The organism is Echinicola sediminis, from assembly GCF_054777495.1.
Genome location: NZ_BAAHAP010000180.1, coordinates 419 through 4,220, shown reverse-complemented (window position 1 = coordinate 4,220; position 3,802 = coordinate 419). Strand labels below are relative to the sequence as shown.

The 3,802-nt window shown below is 39.2% G+C and carries 2 protein-coding genes; both read right to left on the bottom strand.

The genetic code is table 11. The features are described 5' to 3' along the window. Positions 1-336: 336 nt before the first annotated feature. Positions 337-1,125, bottom strand: coding sequence for a gluconate 5-dehydrogenase (locus tag ACYVAA_RS22310; RefSeq protein WP_460546168.1), 789 nt, complete (start codon positions 1,123-1,125; stop codon positions 337-339). Between the two features lie 105 nt (positions 1,126-1,230). Beyond that, the gene (locus tag ACYVAA_RS22305) at positions 1,231-3,693 is read right to left on the bottom strand and encodes a hypothetical protein (RefSeq protein WP_460546166.1); all 2,463 of its coding nucleotides are present in this window, start codon (positions 3,691-3,693) and stop codon (positions 1,231-1,233) included. Positions 3,694-3,802 lie beyond the last annotated feature (109 nt).

The following is a 3,802-nucleotide window of genomic DNA, read 5'->3' as shown; positions in this document are numbered from 1 at the left end:
GTAACCTGTATCCTACTGTTCCAAAAATCTTTAGGCACAGAAAAAGTCGATTTAGCCAGTCCCCTGTAAAAATATAAATCCCATTACCTAAAATAACTCAGCGATTAGTTATTAGAAACTAAACGCTGAGCTATACATTAGTCAAAATTCATACTTACGGATCGCTTAGCAGCCCCCATCAGGCTTCTCAACTAAAAAAGTTCCATGTTTAAGATAGCATCTCGTTTGAAACAATAATGACTATATTTTAAAAATAATCTTTAAAGCAAGCAATAAGCGGTTAGGGTAATTGTTTTCTTTTACAAAAACAATTTTTTAACAAAATATTCAACCAGTTTATTCCTCTCCGTGAGGTTTACCTATCGTAGCCAATATCCCCCCATCAACGTAAACTACCTGTCCATTGACAAAATCACTTGCTCTTGAAGCCAAAAAAACGGTAGTACCTTGAAGGTCCTCCGGATCTCCCCACCTTCCGGCGGGCGTGCGGTTAATTATAAAATCATTGAAGGGATGCCCATCTACCCTGATAGGAGCCGTTTGGGAAGTGGCAAAATAGCCAGGACCTATGCCATTAACCTGAATATTGTACTTGGCCCACTCAGTAGCCAGATTTCTGGTCAACATCTTAAGCCCCCCCTTACCGGCCGCATAGGCAGAAACTGAATTACGCCCCAGTTCACTCATCATTGAACAGATATTGATGATCTTTCCTCCCCCGTTTTCTTTCATCGTCCTTCCTACCCTTTGGGACATAATAAAAGGAGAAATCAAATCCACCTCTACTACCTTTTTAAAATCCGCGGGATCCATTTCCATTGCTGGAACTCTCATTATAATACCCGCATTGTTTACTAAAATATTGATAGGACCATATTCTTTTTCAATTGACGATATATTTTCATCCACTGCTTTTGAATCTGTCACATCAAATAAATACCCCTTGGCTTCAATTCCTTTTGCAGCGTACTCTTTAACGGCATTATCTATCTTCTCTTGGTTGATATCATTGAACAATAATTTAGCCCCGCTTTTAGCTAAAGCCGTAGCCATGGCCATCCCTAATCCATGCGTAGCACCGGTAACCAAGGCCACTTTTCCCGTTAAATCAAATAACTCTTTCATTTTATGCTTTTATATAATTAGTAGTATACAAATCAAATTATATTCTTTCCCTCTAGTGAAGTTGTAAATACGGTATAGAGATAGTACCCCGTTTTCTTTTTTAGGCTAAAACTTCTTGTATCCCTTGCAGTTTTTATCGGCAGTCAATGTATGATCCTTGTATTTCATTTGATTTCCTTCTCCAATATAAAGCTCTACCTCCTCCTTTGCATCATGCATCGTAATGCGGACAACGCCAAACCTTCCTACAAACTGGAGATCGATTTCATGATTAATATAAGATGCCGCAGCATTGTCCTGCGAAATGATATAATCTGTAATTACCTTATTACCGACATGAGAAATAACCTTTACCCCTATCGTTTTTTCTCCATCTTGTAATGGTTGGACATTTTTAACACTTGAGGACTTATTGGCAGATGGTTCAAAAACAGACATATAAGGTCTTGCCCAAGCCTCTCCATTTTGTCGGATGGCTATAAGTTGTGTTTTTTTGTCTATATAGCCATTTTTTGCCTCGCGTGTTGGTGGGGCAAGGGCCTGGGTAAATTCCCTTTCCACACCTCCCGCCACAAACATGTGCATGTACTTTTTATCATAGTTGATGTCAAACCGAATTTGTACCGTTTCCGAAGTAGGATCGGTCACCTGAGTATCTTCGAAATAGCGCCATCCTGGAGATCGAACCACATCCCCAATATCGTTTTGATAGCGATCTGTTGATTTAAGGTTCAATTTTCTATTAAGTGCATCCAAAATAGTGGTTTTGTCTCCAATGTTATGGTAGATGTAATCGTGAAACTTATTGCTCTCCTGAGATTTTGAACGGAAAACATCTAAGTAATACCCTGTAGTGGGACTGGTTCGAATGGTGCTCAGCGTTCGCTGTTGCTTCGAGTGGTTGACCGAATCATCCAAAAATTGGGTAGCAAAACTGAAGTTATCACTTATGGGATCTTCCAGATGCTTTGGTTCAGCCGCAATATTTAGGGTGGTATTTTGCCAAACATTTGCCTTTCCTTTCCATGACCCTTCATCAAGACCGTGGGAAGTACCGTTGACAATCACTGTATTATTCCCAGCATATAGCCTAAAGTAATGCTCATGCAATGGGATTTGTCTTTCAGCCACAGTTGGTGGAAGCCCTGCATTGGGAGCCATTACATATCCAGCGCCATAGAGTTCCATGGTGATACCCGTAACGTGGGAGTGCACATAATGCGCTCCTCCAATAATCCCACATAGACCATAGAGTAAATTATTTTCTTTGACATAATTTCGCTGAAGGGCTACTCCTGCATGTTCAATAATCACTGTAGGTTTTTGAAAATCAATACTATCATCTATATTATCGGGAATGGGTACACCCCAAAAAAGCTGAAGTTCATCATAATTATTAAAAGTATTCCCAGTGATTCTTGGCCGATATCCACCTTCAATTTCATATGCCTGCTTCAAAGCTATTTTAGCTTGACTTGTTAAATTGTCAAACCCTCTCCTATTAGCAATATCTAGTGTGTACCTATACAACTCTTGGGTACCATCATTATTTCTTTTGGAGTCTCCAAATCTGACAAACCTGTGATCTGGATACCTAAGGTTATCGAACAAGAAGCTTCCGTTGAAAATTTGTTTATACTCCTTTGTTACATCCATTTCAGGAAAATTTCTATCGACAATGTTCAATACCAGCGTAACCAATGGCATAAAACTATAGCTGGTTGACTCGGGCCAAATTCCTTGTTCACCGAACATGGTCAAAATGGTATGCTTAAATGAATTCTGATGGGCCGTTCCTGTCTCCCAAAACACATTAAATAATCGCTCTCTTTCTCCATCATCCTCAACACATAAAATTCCATACAATACTCCAGGGGCTGTCAATATGGGATGGTTGGAAATATACTTTCCATGGGTGTCCTTTTTTCCATATTCCTGTAAAGTATTGCCCACCATATTTTCAATTGCCTTTTGGGCTTTATCATTATTGAATGGAATTCTCTTTCCAAGTTCTCTATTGTATACCGAGGCTTGACTTTTTTTAAGGTAATTGTAAATAAAATCGTAGGCCAAAGCAATATGATCATAAGTAGTTCTAGGGTCATAAAATGCATTCCCAGCAATAGTAGTAGTCATAGGGGTTTTTGAACCTAATTGTTCAAAATAGACTTCCAGTATATCTGCTGCAAACATGGCATAGGCTTCATCCTGGGTCAGAAAGTAAAGCATACCTGCTTCGGAAGCAATTGACAACACTTTGTTGTGAGCGGCAGCAGGTTTATCGGCCTTAGGGTCAGCAACTTGATGATCACTCTGTGCAAATGAAGGAATGGAGTCCAGTATGGCTTCGGGATTGCTTTGATGAAGGGACAACTTTTTATCCACTCGTTGATGAAGTTGATCCACAATACTTTCGGCCCAATCATAATTTTCAATAAGATTAAGTACCTTCTCCCTTTCTTCCTGCGTAATCCAGATGGTGGGATGTTGTAGGGATTGAGCCTTAACAACACTGATCATCAAACCAACTAAAAGGAAGACAATTCCTATTTTAAATTTAACTTTCATATATCACACTTTATCCTTTTACATTTTTGAGATACTCCAAAGACAGCTTTAAAGATTCGTCTTTGAAACTGCCTGCATAAAGCTCATAATAATTCATAAAAAGTATCCC

Bases quoted from the DNA above. Each gene is read 5' to 3' on its own strand.
- ACYVAA_RS22305 (WP_460546166.1), bottom strand. From the start codon at position 3,693: ATGAAAGTTAAATTTAAAATAGGAATTGTCTTCCTTTTAGTTGGTTTG.
- ACYVAA_RS22310 (WP_460546168.1), bottom strand. From the start codon at position 1,125: ATGAAAGAGTTATTTGATTTAACGGGAAAAGTGGCCTTGGTTACCGGT.